Origin of the sequence: Sporosarcina sp. E16_3 (assembly GCF_017347125.1) — a bacterium.
Taxonomy (GTDB): Bacteria; Bacillota; Bacilli; order Bacillales_A; family Planococcaceae; genus Sporosarcina.
On sequence record NZ_JADPRX010000009.1, the window covers coordinates 12239 to 28252 of the forward strand.

The window sequence follows — 16014 nt, forward strand, 5'->3', positions numbered from 1 at the left end:
CCGAATGCAAGTGCAAACTGACTTCGTGAAATGAATGGACGTTCCTTTATAAAAAGAAGTTGCCTTTCTTATCAATTATTTTATGCAAAAGAATCCATTCCTATGATTCTACGTCGGTATTACTCGCATTAATTACCCTAATGGATTCTTTACCTTTTGTTGATAACCTTATGAAATACGGAGTTATCAACAATCGTCAGTTGATAACTTCAAAAAATGTTTATAGTTTCAGAATTTTCTATCGAAAAACGTCTATTTAGGTTATTAATCAAATTACATACAAAGATATCCACAATTTTCTCCCCAGTTTACAATCTACCCACAATAAGTAATCAAGTTATACACTACCCGCCAAGCTATATATAGTGCATACTATAGTATATTGTATTTATACCAAATTACTGCGATACAATTCACTAAAGTACTAACTATCCAGTTGATTATTCAAGTATAGGATATCATGCCGTTAAACTTTTTAATTGATTGCATGAAAAAGGGACCAGTTACGGTCCCTTTTGCGTTTCTTACACTTGCTGATAATGTTCGGTCAATTGATTACGTAATGAGGCTTTTAGGAATTTACCGACGGATGTTTTCGGGATTTCATCCAAGAAGACAACATCGTCCGGTACCCATAATTTAGCGAACTGGCCTGCCAAATAGGTTAGTAGCCGCTGTTTCATCTCTTCGTCAGCAACCTTCCCCTCTTTCAAGACAACACACGCAAGTGGACGTTCAATCCATTTCTCATGCGGTATCGCTATCACTGCCGCTTCAAAAACATCTTCATGCGTCATTAGCGCATTTTCCAAGTCAACAGACGAAATCCATTCGCCTCCACTTTTGATCAAATCTTTTGTTCGATCCATCAATTTTAGATAGCCGAACTCTGTCATGACTGCAATATCCCCCGTAAATAGCCAACCATCGCGGAAGGCTTCTGCTGTCCGCTCATCATTGTAATATTCACTTGCAATCCAAGGGCCTCGAATGGCTAATTCGCCCATTGTTTTACCGTCCCAAGGTGCATCTCCATTTTCATTGACAATGCGAACTTCAAGACCTGGCATCGGCAACCCTTGAAGTGCACGGACGTCGATTTTTTCATCCATTGTCAAATCGATCATCCCTGATGAATAAACGGATAGACTGACCAGCGGCGATGTTTCGGTCATGCCGTAGCCAACGATGAATGGTACGCCAAGTTTTTCTTCAAATGCACGGATCAATCCTTTTGGCGAAGCTGAACCACCGCTTACAACGGCTCGAAGGGATGACAAATCTCTTGGGTTCTGCTCTTGTTCCTTCAGCACCGCGAGCCAAATTGTTGGAACCCCCGCTGTTATAGTCACCTTCTCCTGCTCAATCAAGTCCAGTAGTAGCTTCGGATTTAAGCCCGGCCCTGGAAGGACTTGTGTTGTGCCAAAAAAGACTGCAGCGAATGGCATTCCCCATGCATTTACGTGGAACATTGGCACGACTGGCAGGATAACATCTCTCTCAGATAAGCCCATGGCATCAGCTAGTCCTAGCGCATAACTATGCAGTACAAGTCCGCGATGGGTATACATGACTCCTTTTGGATTGCCCGTCGTAGCGGAGGTGTAGCACATGCCCGCTGGCGTATTTTCATCGAGATCTTCTGGGAATACAAAGTCTTCAGACGCTGCTGCAAGAAGCGCCTCATACGAATAGACATTTTCGAGAGTTGTCTGCGGTATTTCAGTGCTATCTCCCATGATGATATAATGTTTCACTGTTTTCAGATAGGGCGCAAGTTTTTCGAGATGTGGAAACAGATTATCATCGACAAGCAGGATTTCATCCCCCGCATGGTTGATGACGTATGCAATATGTTCCGGCGATAATCGTATATTTACCATATGAAGGATAGCACCTGTTCCAGGCACACCAAAATAGGCTTCTAAATGTCGATGGTGATTCCAAGCAAACGTTCCAACTTTCGTTCCGTGCTTCATCCCAAGTTTTGTTAGGGCATCTGCCAGTTTGCGCGTTCTTTTTGCGAACTCGCGATATGGAATCCGGTGAATCGAGTCTTCTCCTGTGCGTGAAATAATTAATTTGTTAGGGAAGTATTGCTCTGCTCGCTTAATAAAGGAAGATAATAAAAGTGGTGTTTGCATCATATTAATCGATCCCCTTTTCATGTAGAATAAGTTTTTTTACGTAATAAGTGCGATCTTAAATCATAGACATACGTCACATATGGCCCCGAAAGATAATATGCCATACGAAGCTAAATTATTCCTTCAAGCATCCATAAATCCTACAAACCCATATTCTTCGCGATGATAACCTTCATGATTTCATTTGTCCCTGCGTAAATCGATGCCACAGGAATGTCCCGGTAACGCCTCGCAATTTTATATTCCTCCATATAACCATATCCACCGTGAAGCTGCATACACTCTGCCGAAATTTCGCGCGCCGTATCCGTCAGCCAATATTTCGCCATCGATACTTTCGTGACGACGTCCTTTCCCACTAGATGATCTTCAATAAGTGATTCCAGAAAAGCTTTGCCAATTTCCACTTTAGTTGCAATTTCAGCAAGTTTAAACTGCGTGTTTTGGAACGAACCAATCGGCTTATCAAATGCTTTCCGCGATTTCACATACGCCAATGTCAATTCCAGCATGTCTTCAGATGCCGTCTGTGCAGCAATCGCAACAACAAGCCGTTCCTGCTGTAGTTTTTCCATCATGTAGCTGAATCCTTTTCCTTCTTCGCCGATCAAGTTCGCCACAGGTACGCGGCAATCTTCAAAAAACAACTCCGCCGTGTCTTGCGAATGTAGCCCTACTTTATCGAGTTTGCGGCCTTTCGTGAATCCTGGCGTTCCTTCTTCTATAATAAGTAGACTGACGCCGCGATGTTTGGGTTCGGCATATGGATCGGTTTTTACAGCAACGAGCATCAGGTTTCCATTAATACCGTTTGTGATAAACGTCTTTTGACCATTCACGACGTAGTGGTCACCATCTTTAATTGCAGTCGTCCAGATATTAGCCAGGTCCGACCCTGTCCCTGGCTCTGTCATTGCAATAGCAGTAATATTGTCAGCGCTTACACATCCCGGTAACCAACGTGTTTTCTGCTCCATGGTGCCAAACGATTCAATATATGGAACAACGATGTCATTGTGCAATCCCACACCCGTAAGGCCTGTGCCTACACGCTCAAGTTCTTCCCCGATTATAACGCTGAAGCTGAAATCCAGACCAAGCCCACCGTATTTATCATCCACTTGCGGACAGAGGAATCCCATCTTCCCGAGTTTTTTCCAAAACGCGATTGGAATAAGCCCGTCTTTTTCCCATGTATCGTAGTGTGGGACAGCTTCTTTTTGAAGAAACTTTCGGAGCGAATCTCGAAACATGACGTGCTCATCCGTTTCAAATTTGTATCTCGCCAATGGTCAATCCCCCTTGTGTAACATGCGCTTTTGAAAGTAATAGATTATTAACTTTATCAGCACTTGCTGTGTTGATGTCCATATCCACAAGTTCATTAGGTCTGTAGACCGAAAAGCTCCCTTTTCTCCTGCCTACCGCAGTTCACACTCAATCACCAATAACAATCTCTTTCATTCCCACACCTAGTTATCGTAATTAATTAATTTTTCTTATAATAATAGAATACATGAAAATACTTACAAAATCTAGTATGACTTAGACTGAATCAGCCTCAAGTCTTAGATGAAAATCCGCTTAGCGCCCGTTTGGACGAGCCGGAAATCGTTATAAGATTAAGCTACAAACGAAAGGAGGAACAACAAATGAAAAAACTAGGTCTTGCAGCACTCGGTATTACAGCGGCAATCGTTGCCCTTGTAAACCTTGGATCACTTCTCGCACTTGCATTTTCTGCATTAGTCGCATACGCGGGGTTCCATTATTTCAGAAAGAGCACTTCCACAATCTCAAAACTATTCTGGGGAGGCGTACTTGTCGTTGGCTTGTTAACGGCAATTGCAAATGTACCAGCATTCATCGGAATTATTGCTTTAGTGGGTGTTCTGTATGCTTGCCGTAAATGGCATGGTACAGAAAATAGTAACATCATCAATAACGCCACCGATGATCCATTTGTAAACTTCGAACGTCAGTGGAATGAAATCACAAAATAATTAGGAGGAACTAACTATGAACTCACTTTGGAATAGATTCAAATACTCGGTACAAGCAGATCTTCACACGGTGCTCGATAAAAAAGAAAGCAAAAACCCAATCGCCATGTTGAATCAATACATCCGCGAGGCAGAAAAACAGACCGATTCAATCGGCAAATTACTTGAACGGCAAAGCAAACTAAAAACAGAAATGCAGAAAGAATTGGCAGAAGCAGAAAAGATGGCAGACAAACGCCGCAGTCAGCTCGAACTTGCACAAACTGCAGGTGAAGAAGACTTAGTTGCATTTGCTGAGGAGGAAATCGCTGCGTACGATACGCGTGCAGCAGAACTATCGGAAAGTGTTATGGAAACGGCTTATGAACTGATTTCACTTGAACGTAAATTCGAAGAAATGAAACATAAAGTCAAAGACATGAAAGTACGTCAGCTACAATTAATGGGCAAAGAGAATGTAACGCGGGCCCATCATCGTATGGACCAAGTCATCTCTCCTGAAAATGCAGACAGCAAAATGGCGTCAGTTGGCGATATGAAAAAGTATATCGAAAACCTTGGTGGGAAGATTGAACGTGAGTACGAAACGTCATCTATGGACCGTCGCCTCGAGTCATTAGAGAAAGAATCCGCAAAAGAAGTAGAAATTGTGTAAAATAGACTGTAGGATGCAGGTATGCAAACGTCGTCACAGAACGCGGCTTACTTAAGTTGCTTACCTGCTTCCTTACTTTCTTTACTGACAGATAATCTGACCTCAAGAAGGGGGAATAACAAGATGAAACGAATCGATACGAACAAATTCACATTTTGGGGACTTACATTCCTGCTGCTCATTTTTGTTGAGGCGGCTTTCTTTCATAATGGCAATATCGTGTTCGTCCTTCTTGGCGCCGGACTTATTTATTATGGTTTGCGGAAACGCTCGAAGCTGCTATTTTTACCAGGCTTGTTTTTTATCGCAATGGCGCTTTTCACATTGTGGAGTCTACGAGTGCTCATTTTCACCGTCATCGTCTATGTCCTCGTGAGATTATGGAAAGGCGTGCCGTCTGAGGAAATCATGCGTCCTCTCAAAGATCTCCAGCGAGAAACACCCAACGGAATTTGGAAAAACAAATTATTTTCCGTCCAGTCATCCCCCTTTTCGTCTTATGAATGGGAGGATATCCATATCCAAGGGCTCTTTGGTGATATCCACATCGATGTCACGGATACGGTGCTACCAAAAGGGACTTCTTTAATTTCCGTTAGGCAAGGTATTGGGAAAATCAAGATTGACTTACCTTACGAAATCCCCGTACGCATTCATTACACGACATTAATTGGTGATGCTAAGCTGTTCAATATCTACCGAAAACGACTTATTAACGAGTCGCTCCATATGAAAGATAGTTATGAAGGGAAATCAGCTGAGTCTCCTGAACTTATCATTACACTTTCCACTTGGGGCGGAGATGTCGAGGTGACACGAAAATGAAGGCAGTTATCGGACGTGGACTTGTTTTATCGTTTCTATTTACCGTGATTGCCGCGGTTTACTTCTATTTTATTATTGGGTTGCCTTTAGAGGAAAGTTGGTTTGCATTTTACGAATTGAAGTTTGCGGAAGTTCCTCTTGGTTGGTGGATTTTGAACACTATTCTCCTGCTTGCCTGGGGTATCGCCATATGGACGGGGTTTTTAGGAAGTTCAAGAGAAAAAGCGATTGAGCAGAGGATAACGGCGTTGATCGACACCGAGCTAGAAACCGATTCAATCGGGAAGTTCTCTCCCCGCATGGACCGGGCAATCGGGACGGTGTCAACAGTCATTCATACACAACGAAAAAGTCTGCAACGTATAATAGATGAGCGTGCGGAGGAGCAAGACAAACTGATCCAAGAAAGAATTATACAGGAACGACAGCGGCTTGCACGCGAGTTGCATGATTCAGTATCCCAGCAACTGTTCGCCGCATCGATGCTATTATCCGCAATTACAGAAAACAACGAAGCCGTTATAGCACAAAAATCGGTACTCCAAGTCGAGCGAATCGTCCAACAAGCACAGCTGGAAATGCGCGCGTTGCTCCTTCATTTACGACCGGCGGCCTTGAACAATAAATCGCTCGCTGAAGGGCTTGAAGAACTGTTAATTGAATTAAGAGAAAAAGTTCTATTCGATATCCGATTCCGTTTGGAAGAAGTGACATTATCAAAAGGTGCAGAGGATCATTTATTCCGCATCGCGCAGGAGACGTTATCCAATACACTGCGCCATGCACAAGCCACGGAGGTCGATGTGCTATTTGTTGAAAGAGATGGACTCGCGATTTTCCGTGTGCAAGATAATGGTGTCGGATTCAAGGATAGTGACGGAAAAGGCGGCTCATATGGGCTTCAAAACGTCAAAGAACGTGCAATTGAAATCGGCGGAACATGTAAAATCGTTTCCGTTCCCTCACAAGGAACAATTGTAGAAGTAAAATTACCTGCTCGAAAAGGGGATGAATTGAATGATCAAGATCCTATTAGTGGATGACCACGAAATGGTGCGAATCGGTGTATCGGCTTACCTTCAGATTCAGCCCGATATGGAAGTCATTGGCGAAGCGGTAAACGGGCGCGAAGCCGTTGAAAAAGCACTCGAGTTACGCCCCGATATTATTTTGATGGATATGGTCATGCCTGAAATGAACGGTGCCGAAGCAACTGCCGCAATCATAAAGGAGTGGCCGGAAGCAAAAATCGTTATCGTTACAAGTTTTCTAGATGATGACAAAGTATATCCGGCACTTGAAGCAGGCGCAATCAGCTACATATTGAAAACATCGAATGCGAAGCGAATTGCGGAGGCCATCCGTGAAACATTGAAAGGGCAAACGGTGTTAGAACCTGAAGTCACAACAAAAATGATGCGCAAAATGCGAGCGAACAATGAACGACAACTCCATGATGAGTTGACGGAACGTGAACTCGAAGTTTTATTGCACCTCGCCAAAGGTAAATCGAATCAGGAAATCGCTGATGATTTGTTTATTGCCCTGAAAACAGTGAAGACGCATGTTAGCAATCTATTAGCTAAACTAGAAGTGCAAGACCGGACACAAGCAGTTATTTATGCGTTTAAGCATGATTTAGTGAATTGAAAAGCAGTCATCACACGTCAGACTATACCTGATGTATGATGACTGCTTATTTTTTTAATGAATTATTCTTATGCCAAGCGGTTCAATGCATTAATCATGCCTGCATGAACACCTTCATGCCACACTGCAAATTGAACGACCGCCTCAACTGTTGCCATCGTATGCAAGGGCCCAATTGACATCGGTTCTTGTAATGTATTGTGCTGATTGCCTTCGAGCGCTTTAACCACACGCTCTGGTTGTGCCTCTAAAGCCGCGAGGAGCTCGTCTGTTGATGGGGCACTTCCTTGCCAATCGTTAGGTCCCGATCCCGACACAAAGAGAGGGATCCATTCAGGATGGATAGGTTCATAACCTTCCATTGCTTTTTGAACGAGTGTTTCCATCGTTACAAAAATATGGCCCGCATTCCAACGAATCGTGTTATTGAATCCCGTTGGTTGTGCGTCCCAAGCTTCTTCTTTTGCCTTTACAAGACGTCCAAGTGTATAAATACGTGTAAACTTTAACTGATTCATTGTTTCGATGATAATCATCCCTTTCTTTACTTCTCTGTCACTCTATCGCATCTTATCGGCAAATCAAAACGATCGCTCCACAAGGAACGACCGCACTAAGTTATGGTTTAAATGGATCCTCATTCGGTTTCTCTTCATTCCATTTATCGTGTGTTTCTTGATCAAACTTGCTGTCTTCTTTTTGTTTTTCTCCAGATGGATATTGTTCGCCCGACTTCGGCTTATTATAACCCGTGTCCGTTTTGTATGTTCCATATGCTGACTGTTCGTTCTCACCAGTCTTGACCAAGGTGTTTTTTCTAAAGACATCCGATGTATTCGAGTCGGATGGATCCGCAAGTGGAAGCTCATCGGAATTAGCTGCCCCTTTCACTTTCGGTTCAAGATCTTCTTTGTTTGGGTACTTACCATCTGATTTTGTCATAGTATCTATTGATCCTCCTTCTTCGAATAGCAATTCGGAGAACGGCATTTCCACTTCGGTATTGGTGCACCTAATGGATGCCCACCACTTTCCCGAATAGTGATTCGATTCCCACATTTTAAATTAATAATACAACATATTTCATTAAACAAGCAAGTAGAATCCCATTTTCCACGGCAGAATGGCCACTTCTATTCCCACGTCTCGCTAAACTATTCCTCTAAATGACCGAAAGCAAACATTTTTTCAACAGACGTAAAGGCGTTTGTACTTATCGCCTAGTAATCTGTTTGCATAAGCTAAATTAGACCATTCATGAAAGGAGTGTTGACGATGGGTCAATATGGGGGATTTGAGGGCGGAAGCTCGTTTGCGTTAATTATTGTGCTTTTCATCCTGTTAATTATTATTGGTGCTTGCTTTATTGGTTAATTAAGTATGTTGGGCATCAAGTACCAGGCACTTGCTAGCATAATATCTTTTCTTAGGGGGCGCTTGAAAAGCGCTCCCTTTTTATATTCCCATTTTATTCAATTCAATGAAACCTAATTCATTAATTAGTCGTCCAATACTGAATCAGTTATTGGAGGTTCTACTATGAAACGAGGAATTGTTTTATCGTTATTGAGCATCGCTTTTCTACTGTGGATTGAACAATCAGTAGAAGTTGCGTACATATGGAAAACAATGGCGAAAATGATTCTTTTCCTAATCCTCCCACTCATTTTATTGCGCAAGGCGGGATTCCCATTCTTACGCTTGCGCCAAACTGATCGAAAAAGCATGATGTCCGCGACTGGTTCTGGGGTTGCAATCATGGGGATTATCATTGTCGCATTCATCTTCTTACAGCCCTTCATAGACATTGCTGCACTTCTAGCTGATCTTGCTAGCGCAGGTATAACGACAACTACATTCCCGTTCATCGCACTTTATATACTGTTCGGCAATTCGATGTTAGAGGAATTTTACTTCCGCGGTCTGTTGCCAAACCTTGTTGGCAAGTCCCGGATTCGGTTTATTTTACCATCATTCCTGTTTGCCATTTATCATATCACGATTTTTCTTCCGTGGTTCAACCCTGCTCTTCTTATACTCGCTGTGACAGGACTCTGGGTCGGCGGAGTTATCTTTCAACTTGCCAATGAAAAAAGCGGAACAATTTTGCCCTCTTGGACGATTCATATGTGTGCGGATATTGGCGTACTACTCATCGGTGTTTATATCATGTACTTCTATTGAATAAGACTGCAGAAAAACAAGCTTAGTATCCATATTCTAAAAAAATAAAGCTGTACGCATCCCCCTCCGTATAAGGGCGTTGCGTACAGCTTATTATTTTCACTGGACTATTTCCGGCACGCTTACGGCTAACTATTCATGACAGATTTACTGAGGGGGTCCTAGTGTGTCTAGAAGCGACTCAATCACTTCTAGACACACTTTTTTCAGTCATCCTGTTGTAAATAGTTGCCTGTCGCGTTCCTACACTATTCAAGTGAAAAGTGCAGTTGTTTGGAAAGAAAAGAGTAGATGACTTTCTATAGAGAGTGTAAGTGCCCGAAGATGCAATTTCGGGCACTCTTGCACGTTGTACAATGCGTTCCTTGCTTACTTCTAGCAAAGAGTATGCATATAATCGTGTGATACCTTATAGAAAGTGACACTTCTTTAATAAAAGAGAAAAAACCATAGAGAAAGCATCAGCCGCCAAAATTGCATCTTTGGCGGCTTTTATCCGGGTAGTTACCCCACTATTCTTTCGTCCCAAAAAGTTTCAGCACTTTTGTACTTATTCATTTGGAGCGCGACGGATGAAGGACCACCATAGGAATACCGGGAAAACTGTGTAGGGATGCGACAAAGTCGCATCCCTACACATCCAGACATCTGGGTAATTCTATAGTAGTCGTTCAATCCCAAAGCAATCAAAATGCAACTATACATGTAGAACCAATGTGTGATCAAGTTACTTGCTGGTTATGTTTGGTTAATAAACAGACATGTATTATTGTATATCTATTTGTTAAACCACCGCCACGACGACCGTTACTTTGAATAAATCCCCATCTACTTCGATTTTCATATTCCCATTATGCAAATCAACGATGGATTGCGCAATTGCAAGGCCAAGTCCTGAACCATCTGTATGGCGTGATGTATCCGCCCGTTTAAAGCGTTCAAATAATTCGTCGGTATTTTCACCGAGCTCATACTTCGTCACATTTTTCACGATGAATTCGGCTGTATCACCTACTTTTCGAAGCGTAATATAGACGCGGGTACCCGGCAATGTGTACTTAATGGCATTGACAATCAAGTTATCCAAAACACGCCACCATCTTTTTCCATCCACATAGGCAACGAGTGCCGATTCAGGGAAATTCACCCTAAAGTCCAGCCCTGATTTCGAGATTTCTTCCTCGTGCTCCGCAAGGGCTTGCTGTAGTAATTGCGTCATATCAACGCGCTGTTTGTTTAGTTCCAAGTTACCGCTCGCCATTTTCGATACTTCGAATAAATCCTCGATTAAGGTCTTCAAACGCTGTGATTTTTTGTCTAAAATATCTACATACTTTGTACGTTCTTCAGCTGTAATGTCTTCCTTTTTCAGGAGATCCGTATACGTAATAATTGATGTCAATGGCGTGCGAAGATCATGGCTGACATTTGTAATCAATTCTGTTTTTAAGCGTTCACTTTTCGCTTGTTCAGTCATTGAGACATGAACACCTTCGCGCAAGTTATTCAAATTATTTGCGTGTTCGGCAAGTGGTGATTTTCCTTCTACCTTTATCTCTTCATGAAGACGTCCTGCTGCCATCGCCTCCGTAGCAACAATGATCCGGTTTAAATACGCTGACCGCTTCACTAACATGTAAAGTGCAGGCAAGCCCAGAAACAGGACGGCTGGGATGTAGAGTATTAAAGATACTGGCATAAGAAATACGACTACGAACCCTATCCCGGCAAGGAAAAAGCCGATAAGTAAAATGAACGTTTGAACACCGATTGACTTTTTCAAGAACATATCATGAAAAGCCTTGAAGAAGCTCACTGTATAACTGTCCGCAATGTCCTTTTCAAGCATTCCTTTAATTCTTAGCCGTTCAATGAAATTAACGAGCTGGAATACAACTGCCAATAAGAACAACAGTAAAAAGCCGAACTGAATTATGTTCATTACCCACGCACTCACGTTTATAAAATAGAAATAACGAAATCTGTTTGAAACGATATTTAATACTGCATACATTGCAATAGTAGATACACCCAGCAAACCTACTTTCATATCAATTTTAAGGTGGCTATATTTAATAGCCCAGTCGTTTTCCGTAACCCACCCTTTTTTAAACTGAAGCTTTGTGAATACTACGGCCAACGCAATTGCACCAACTAACCAAAGAACAAACGTAAAATATCTGTCTTGGTTATATTGCTTTATCTGGTGACTGAGTAACCCATCTTTCAATGCATCTTTCGAGACGATGACTTTGCCTTCGAATGTTCGTGTCGGATTGCTGATTGACAACATGTCATCCCTAGTCAGTTCGATTTCATCATCACGCATAAAAGTTAAATCCCTATCTACAGGAATAGACGAAGCTTTTAAATAACCATTTCCCCCATCAAATACCTTCTTATAGGCGGCGTGGGAAAACATATCGCCATATGAAAACTTTTCCCCTGTTTTGGTATCTACTAGTTCGTAAAAAACTGGAAACTCATCAATTTCTAACCTAAGGTTTTCATTCAAATAGCCTTTCAGCATAGCTGCTTTTTTAGTCCTAATTTTTGCCTCTACATGTTCATCACTTTCAAAATTTTGACGAATATCATCCAGTTTCGTGTCCCGCTCTTTAATTAATACGGCTTTCAGCTCTTCATTTTTCGACTCTTTTGCATCTGCAATCCGATCGACATATTGGTCTTGGATGTTGGATATTTGCTCAGACATGGTTCCGAATCTGTTGCGGTGTGCTTCAATTTCCGACTTCGCTACCGGAATCGTTTTTTCTGCTTCTTCCATATTAATCGGATTCAAAGTGGTTGGACCGATATTTTGATAAAAAGTATCCATATTAGCTTTAAAAACTTCCGAATTGACATAACTTTTCCCGATATTCTGTAGATCAGCCTGCACGGTTGAATTAAGCGCTATTAAAAATAACGAAACTAGTAAAACCCATAATAGTAGGGGCGATTTATTACTCTTCATCGTTAAACGCCTCCTTTAATTAGCCTGTTTAATTGGGCGATGGCCCGACTAGAACGTTCCACACCATTACCAACTAAATCGATGATGTGGGTGAAACAATAACCAATACTCAGTGCCGCAATAACAATTGCAAGGATTGACCAAAAAGCAGTGTAATCATTTTTCGATTTTGTAACCAATGCCCCACACCACCTTTACATATCTTGGATTTTTCGGATCTGCTTCAATTTTTTCGCGAATTTTACGTATATGGACAGCAACAATATTTTCAGCATTGTACGCCGCCTCGTTCCAGACGCGTTCATAGATTTCATTGATGGAAAACACGCGCCCTGCATTTTTCATCAGCAATTCTGTAATTTTGTACTCAATGGGCGTCAACTTCACAACATCGCCCTCGACCGTTATTTCCTTTGCTTCTTCATCAAGAACAAGACCGTCAACTTCAATTTTTTTCTGACCGTCATACGTACCAAATTGAATATAGCGACGTAATTGCGACTTCACCCGCGCCATCAACTCCATTGGATGGAACGGTTTGGTTACATAATCATCAGCGCCAACGGACAAACCGTGAATTTTATCAGAGTCCTCCGCTTTTGCACTTAACATGATAATCGGGATATTGCGCGCTTCTCGAATTTTGAATGTCGCTGTAATACCATCCATGTTCGGCATCATAATATCGAGAATAAGAAGATGGACGTCGTTCGCCTCCAATAACTCGAGCGCCTCTTTGCCATCCGCGGCCTTTAGTACATTGTATCCTTCATTTTTTAAATAAATTTCAATCCCGTCACGGATATCCTGATCGTCATCCGCTACCAACACCGTGAACTTCGCCATCTTCCGCACCTCGCTTTTCTTAACTCTATGATACCTATTGTACCCGCCAAATCTTAACAATTACCAACTGTAATTATGAAGAAAGTCTTAAGATAGTCAAAAAACGGGCCTTCCTATACTTACAGGAAGGCCCGGTGCTTATTAATTAGTTCTCTTTACTTTTCTACCACTCAGCGTCAATACAAGAATCCCACCAAGCAACATCGCAATACCCATCCAAGACGTTCCATTCAGTCGCTCACCTACAACAATTACACTCAATAAAGCAGCAGTAAGTGGTTCAGCAAGTGACAGCGTGACTGCTGACGATGATGGTATTCTTTTCAATCCGGCAGAAAAGAGGATATATGCCACACTGGTTGTGACGATTCCAAGATACAACACAACAGAAATTCCACGCCCTGTCATGAGCCCTTCCGTTTCTAATAAAAACAAGAATGGCATGAGCATTATCGCACTCATCGAAAAGATAACCGCAACAGCAGGCACAGGATCTACCTTTTCTAGCACGTCTTTATTGACGAGGGTATAAAAGGCAAACAACAATCCAGCTCCAAGTGACATCGCAATTCCCACTGGATTGACAACGATTCCATCCTTATTTAAAAAGAGCAGTGCACACCCTATAATTGCAAGTGCTGTCGCCATAATCCACACTTGTGTGGGACGGCGTTTTACTAATAACCATTCAATGATTCCGGAAAAAACGGGAGCACTCCCGATTGTGACGACCGTGCCGATAGCAACCCCTGTTAATCTTACAGAAGAAAAAAATAAATATTGAAAAATTGCCATTGAAATAGCTGCGTACAGGGTAGATTTCCACGGCCAATTCCGAAAATTGATTTTACGCATAATGAGCAAAATAACTAGTAATGAAAAACCCCCTACTGCAAGCCTCGATGCGCCAACTGCTAACGGATGTATCGTTTGCGGCATAAATGTTTGGGCGGTGCCCGTCGTTCCCCAAAGGATTGCTCCAAACAGCACGACTAGATATGAAATACGTTGTGACAAAGTGATTCCCCCTTACTCTCTCTATAGTAGAAGATACCACAAAAACAAAATTTCCCAACACCTTAATGGTAAATCAAGTCTGTTGATTATCCGTTTTATTATATGAAGCATTTGTAAGAAAAACGTGAAAGTATCCATTTCCACTCGTTCGTTTTCGGCTGACTTTGGACAAAATGATCACGACAACTTTACCGAGCGTTAAGTGCAATTGCTTTGGACAATAAAAGAATAGCTACCTTTCTATAGAGATTGCAAGTGCCCGAAGATGAAATTTCGGGCACTATACCGCTTTTAATAGTGCCTTTCCTACTTATTTTGGGAAAGATAATAAAAGTAACAGTGTAACGCCATTTAGAAAGTGACACTTCTATAAAATCGAAGGGAATACTATAAAGTTGGATTAAGTAGTAGCCATTCAGTCCTAATAATCCAACCACCTGTACAAAGAGTCCCTAGTGATTTACCACAAAAGTAAGCAGGAATTTACTGGTTAATCAACACCCGTGATATTAAATGTATTTATACAAAAAGCCCGAAATGCAGGTAGCATCTCGGGCAAAAATCAATCTTATATAAAACGTACAACCTCATCTAAAGGCAGACGGGAAGACCCGTATGCCGGGGCAGCAGCCTTTCCTAAAGCGATCAGTACAACTGGGAATTGATCACCGGGAAGGTCGAATCTCTCAGCAAATTTCACTTTATCAAAGCCACCCATTGGTAAAGTATCATAACCTTTTTCTTTAGCAATCAACATAAATTGCATAGAAACAAGCCCTGCATCGAAAGAAGCAATGTTCGCTCTTACCTCTCTTGGCATATTTGGATAAACTGCATTCGTACTGGCAATTGTGAGATCCTTAATAGAATCATCCATATGTCCTTCTGCCACGTTTTGTGTATAAATTTGTTCCACTTTCTTATACGCATCTATATTCCCCAAGACCGCAATAACAGCAGAAGAATCCTCAACGGCAGCTTGATTATTGGCTATTTTTTTCAGTTCCTTCTTCAATTCTGCGTCTTGAAAAACGATAAAGCTCCAAGATTGTAGGTTGCTGGATGAAGGAGCAATTGTAGCCAACTTCAGCATTTCTGCAATTTCTTCTTTACCGATTGTAGCGTTCGGATCGAACACCCTCACTGATTTCCTTGCGTTCATTACACTATATAAATTTGAATCTAATGTTGTAGTCATTGTATTGCCTCCCTTTTACAACTTACTAATAGTAAGTGATTGCATACAACTTACCATTAGTAAGTTGTATGTGTCAACCCTAACGATACATGTTAAGATAGATGAAAGATAAAGCAGAATGGAGGTTTGACTAGTGAATCAACCGAACGAATGTGGGATTTCATCACATGTCTGCAACAACTTTCACGATACGATTGAATTTATTGGCAAGAGATGGATGGGGGTAATTATTTATACATTGATGTCCGGACCCAAGCGTTTTCATGAAATCACTGAGGGTATTCCAGGGATATCAGACCGACTTTTAACAGAACGGCTAAATGAATTAATCAAAGAAGGCCTTGTTATAAAAAAACAATTGGAGCCTTCTACTATAATTGGATACGAACTTACGGATAGCGGGATGGAATTGAAAGAAGTTATTACAGCCATTCGGAACTGGATGGCAAAGCGTACAACCCCTTAGGTTAGAGCGCATATAAACACCTCCAAAAAGAGCTTTTATACCCTCG

General features: G+C 41.8%; 17 protein-coding genes. 8 read left to right on the forward strand and 9 right to left on the reverse strand.

Translation table 11 applies throughout. From position 1 onward, the window contains the following. Window positions 1–524: 524 nt before the first annotated feature. Window positions 525–2147, reverse strand: coding sequence for a long-chain fatty acid--CoA ligase (locus I2483_RS07630; protein ID WP_207174991.1), 1623 nt, complete (start codon window positions 2145–2147; stop codon window positions 525–527). 140 nt (window positions 2148–2287) lie between these two features. Next, the gene (locus I2483_RS07635; RefSeq protein WP_207174993.1) at window positions 2288–3436 is read right to left on the reverse strand and encodes an acyl-CoA dehydrogenase family protein; all 1149 of its coding nucleotides are present in this window, start codon (window positions 3434–3436) and stop codon (window positions 2288–2290) included. Between the two features lie 363 nt (window positions 3437–3799). Between I2483_RS07635 and I2483_RS07640 the strand changes: the two genes are divergently transcribed. From I2483_RS07640 to I2483_RS07660, 5 genes are all read left to right on the forward strand, one after another. After that, window positions 3800–4150, forward strand: a complete 351-nt coding sequence (locus I2483_RS07640; protein WP_207174995.1) for a lmo0954 family membrane protein — start codon at window positions 3800–3802, stop codon at window positions 4148–4150. A gap of 16 nt (window positions 4151–4166) precedes the next feature. Beyond that, entirely contained in the window at window positions 4167–4805 is a 639-nt protein-coding gene (locus I2483_RS07645; protein WP_207174997.1) for a PspA/IM30 family protein, read from the forward strand. Window positions 4806–4928: 123 nt separating this feature from the next. Further along, window positions 4929–5630 carry a cell wall-active antibiotics response protein LiaF gene (gene liaF / locus I2483_RS07650; RefSeq protein ID WP_207174999.1) on the forward strand — a complete coding sequence of 234 codons (702 nt, stop codon included), beginning with the start codon at window positions 4929–4931 and terminating at the stop codon, window positions 5628–5630. Then, entirely contained in the window at window positions 5627–6673 is a 1047-nt protein-coding gene (locus I2483_RS07655; protein WP_207175001.1) for a sensor histidine kinase, read from the forward strand. The genes liaF and I2483_RS07655 overlap by 4 nt, the downstream gene beginning before the upstream one ends. Beyond that, entirely contained in the window at window positions 6648–7280 is a 633-nt protein-coding gene (locus tag I2483_RS07660; RefSeq protein WP_207175003.1) for a response regulator, read from the forward strand. The genes I2483_RS07655 and I2483_RS07660 overlap by 26 nt, the downstream gene beginning before the upstream one ends. A 68-nt stretch (window positions 7281–7348) precedes the next feature. Here I2483_RS07660 and I2483_RS07665 read toward each other — a convergent pair whose 3' ends face one another. Both I2483_RS07665 and I2483_RS07670 read right to left on the reverse strand, forming a co-directional pair. Further along, the gene (locus tag I2483_RS07665; protein ID WP_218624897.1) at window positions 7349–7816 is read right to left on the reverse strand and encodes a DinB family protein; all 468 of its coding nucleotides are present in this window, start codon (window positions 7814–7816) and stop codon (window positions 7349–7351) included. Between the two features lie 82 nt (window positions 7817–7898). Next, window positions 7899–8222 (reverse strand): hypothetical protein, encoded by a 324-nt coding sequence (locus I2483_RS07670; protein ID WP_186668209.1) that lies wholly within the window; start codon window positions 8220–8222, stop codon window positions 7899–7901. Window positions 8223–8555: 333 nt separating this feature from the next. Here I2483_RS07670 and I2483_RS07675 point away from each other — a divergent pair, with 333 nt between their 5' ends. Both I2483_RS07675 and I2483_RS07680 read left to right on the forward strand, forming a co-directional pair. Beyond that, window positions 8556–8654, forward strand: coding sequence for a YjcZ family sporulation protein (locus I2483_RS07675; protein ID WP_207175006.1), 99 nt, complete (start codon window positions 8556–8558; stop codon window positions 8652–8654). Window positions 8655–8819: 165 nt separating this feature from the next. Further along, window positions 8820–9464: a CPBP family intramembrane glutamic endopeptidase gene (locus tag I2483_RS07680; protein WP_207175008.1), complete on the forward strand. Its 645-nt coding sequence runs from the start codon at window positions 8820–8822 to the stop codon at window positions 9462–9464. A 784-nt stretch (window positions 9465–10248) separates the two neighbouring features. On the opposite strand, the gene I2483_RS07685 is transcribed toward I2483_RS07680, so the two are convergent. The 5 genes from I2483_RS07685 to I2483_RS07705 all read right to left on the reverse strand — a co-directional run bounded on the left by I2483_RS07685 (window position 10249) and on the right by I2483_RS07705 (window position 15502). Next, window positions 10249–12441, reverse strand: a complete 2193-nt coding sequence (locus I2483_RS07685; protein WP_207175010.1) for a sensor histidine kinase — start codon at window positions 12439–12441, stop codon at window positions 10249–10251. Window positions 12442–12443: 2 nt separating this feature from the next. Next, entirely contained in the window at window positions 12444–12620 is a 177-nt protein-coding gene (locus I2483_RS07690) for a hypothetical protein (RefSeq protein ID WP_207175012.1), read from the reverse strand. Further along, window positions 12598–13287, reverse strand: a complete 690-nt coding sequence (locus I2483_RS07695; protein WP_186668215.1) for a response regulator transcription factor — start codon at window positions 13285–13287, stop codon at window positions 12598–12600. The genes I2483_RS07690 and I2483_RS07695 overlap by 23 nt, the downstream gene beginning before the upstream one ends. A 141-nt stretch (window positions 13288–13428) precedes the next feature. Continuing rightward, window positions 13429–14304 carry a DMT family transporter gene (locus tag I2483_RS07700; RefSeq protein WP_207175014.1) on the reverse strand — a complete coding sequence of 292 codons (876 nt, stop codon included), beginning with the start codon at window positions 14302–14304 and terminating at the stop codon, window positions 13429–13431. A gap of 568 nt (window positions 14305–14872) precedes the next feature. Beyond that, complete coding sequence (locus I2483_RS07705) at window positions 14873–15502, reverse strand: nitroreductase family protein (protein WP_207175016.1); 630 nt, start codon at window positions 15500–15502, stop codon at window positions 14873–14875. A gap of 133 nt (window positions 15503–15635) precedes the next feature. On the opposite strand from I2483_RS07705, the gene I2483_RS07710 reads away from it, so the two are divergent. Continuing rightward, window positions 15636–15968: a winged helix-turn-helix transcriptional regulator gene (locus I2483_RS07710; protein ID WP_346267708.1), complete on the forward strand. Its 333-nt coding sequence runs from the start codon at window positions 15636–15638 to the stop codon at window positions 15966–15968. Window positions 15969–16014 lie beyond the last annotated feature (46 nt).

Excerpts from the sequence above, each read along its gene's own strand:
- I2483_RS07630 (WP_207174991.1), bottom strand. The coding sequence starts at position 2,147 with ATGATGCAAACACCACTTTTATTATCTTCCTTTATTAAGCGAGCAGAG.
- I2483_RS07640 (WP_207174995.1), top strand. The coding sequence starts at position 3,800 with ATGAAAAAACTAGGTCTTGCAGCACTCGGTATTACAGCGGCAATCGTT.
- I2483_RS07645 (WP_207174997.1), top strand. The coding sequence starts at position 4,167 with ATGAACTCACTTTGGAATAGATTCAAATACTCGGTACAAGCAGATCTT.
- liaF (WP_207174999.1), top strand. The coding sequence starts at position 4,929 with ATGAAACGAATCGATACGAACAAATTCACATTTTGGGGACTTACATTC.
- I2483_RS07655 (WP_207175001.1), top strand. The coding sequence starts at position 5,627 with ATGAAGGCAGTTATCGGACGTGGACTTGTTTTATCGTTTCTATTTACC.
- I2483_RS07660 (WP_207175003.1), top strand. The coding sequence starts at position 6,648 with ATGATCAAGATCCTATTAGTGGATGACCACGAAATGGTGCGAATCGGT.
- I2483_RS07665 (WP_218624897.1), bottom strand. The coding sequence starts at position 7,816 with ATGATTATCATCGAAACAATGAATCAGTTAAAGTTTACACGTATTTAT.
- I2483_RS07670 (WP_186668209.1), bottom strand. The coding sequence starts at position 8,222 with ATGACAAAATCAGATGGTAAGTACCCAAACAAAGAAGATCTTGAACCG.
- I2483_RS07675 (WP_207175006.1), top strand. The coding sequence starts at position 8,556 with ATGGGTCAATATGGGGGATTTGAGGGCGGAAGCTCGTTTGCGTTAATT.
- I2483_RS07680 (WP_207175008.1), top strand. The coding sequence starts at position 8,820 with ATGAAACGAGGAATTGTTTTATCGTTATTGAGCATCGCTTTTCTACTG.
- I2483_RS07685 (WP_207175010.1), bottom strand. The coding sequence starts at position 12,441 with ATGAAGAGTAATAAATCGCCCCTACTATTATGGGTTTTACTAGTTTCG.
- I2483_RS07695 (WP_186668215.1), bottom strand. The coding sequence starts at position 13,287 with ATGGCGAAGTTCACGGTGTTGGTAGCGGATGACGATCAGGATATCCGT.
- I2483_RS07705 (WP_207175016.1), bottom strand. The coding sequence starts at position 15,502 with ATGACTACAACATTAGATTCAAATTTATATAGTGTAATGAACGCAAGG.